Raw genomic sequence first — 1354 nt, forward strand, 5'->3', positions numbered from 1 at the left:
CAGGGTAAGAGCATCTCAATCAGCCTTGACAAAAGGATTTGAGAAGAAGCATCATGTATTCATCATTCATTGCAGCCCGTTTTCTTTTCTGTCGCAAGCTACGCTTGAGAGTAGTTTCTTGATTTACAGCATTCAGGGACATCCGTCTGATAACAGCCAAGTTTCGAGGGCTATTCAAGGACCGAATGCGAGATCTATCTTCATTAAAAGTGACATCTAAAACCCAATGTTCTTGATTTTCAATACTCCAATGTTGACGAATGACGCGACCATTAAGCTGGGCATCTACGGGTAAGGAACTTAGGTAAAATTGTACTTCATGAGTGGTTTTGTTCCACAGATAACGGAAACGTTCTACTATAACAATAGTCTGAATATCTGTCCAGTCTTCTTGTTTGTAAAGCCCGCCTAAAACCCCCACTGGAACCGCCCAAACTTTTCGAGTTTCGATTCGATGATGTGCTTTTTCCGTTCGGGAATCTTCACTCACTTCAATTCCCCCAAATTGGTTGGCTCTGGCTGTTTCAAACCAGGTTTTGACTTGTTTATAAAGGGTTGGATGATTCTTTTTCAAAGTAACTACGTAATCAGCTTTTTTTTGACGAATCAGCCGAACAATCTCGGTTTGAGTACCCATCGCATCCATCGTAATAATCGCTCCGGTGACATCGATTAATTCCAATAGGGCTGGGATAGCTGTGATTTCATTGGAATGGTTTTCAACTTTAACTTGTCCAAGTACCAACCGATTTTCACTCGCCCACGCCGTCACTAAATGTAAATTCTTTTCCCCGGTTTTTCGGTCATAAGAACCTCGGATACTTTTTCCATCAATCGGGATAACTTGTTGGACAACTGGCCCAATTAATTGTTTAACCCATTCAGTCAACTTCTGTTCTAAAACTTTCGGGTCTACCTTTTCAAAAACTCGTCGGAAGGTATCATCGCTCGGGATACCATTTGGTAAGTCTAAAAATTTTTGCAACCATTGCTGCTTACTGATTCCATAATTTTCCATGTCTTCCCACCCATCACCTCCAGCTATTGTAGATAATATAGCAATGACGAGAATATCTTTCAGTAAGTGACGTTTGGTTCGGTTCACTCTCGGGTCGGGTACGTCATCAAAATAACTTGATAAGCTTCCTTGTAACTCTTGCATAGAGATAGCTGAGGGCTTCTTCAGTAGTTTAGACTTTGGCCGGGCGGGCAGGAATCCTTTATCCATTGAGTTTTACCGCTTGATGACTTAGTTTTTAAGGCATTATAAAATTGCTAATACGTAAATACCACATTTTTTATATTTGTCTTTTTGTCAAGTACAATTTATACTAAATTAGATGAGCTTACCCTG

General features: G+C 40.4%; 1 protein-coding gene. It reads right to left on the reverse strand.

Features of this window, described 5'->3' with window-relative positions; all coding sequences use genetic code 11:
- Positions 1-19: 19 nt before the first annotated feature.
- On the reverse strand, positions 20-1228 hold the full coding sequence (locus QUB12_RS37355) for an ISAs1 family transposase (protein ID WP_333301354.1): 1209 nt from the start codon (positions 1226-1228) through the stop codon (positions 20-22).
- Between the last annotated feature and the right edge of the window lie 126 nt (positions 1229-1354).

The organism is Microcoleus sp. B7-D4 (assembly GCF_036705125.1).
Lineage (GTDB): Bacteria > Cyanobacteriota > Cyanobacteriia > Cyanobacteriales > Microcoleaceae > Microcoleus.

Excerpts from the sequence above, each read along its gene's own strand:
- QUB12_RS37355 (WP_333301354.1), bottom strand. The coding sequence starts at position 1,228 with ATGGATAAAGGATTCCTGCCCGCCCGGCCAAAGTCTAAACTACTGAAG.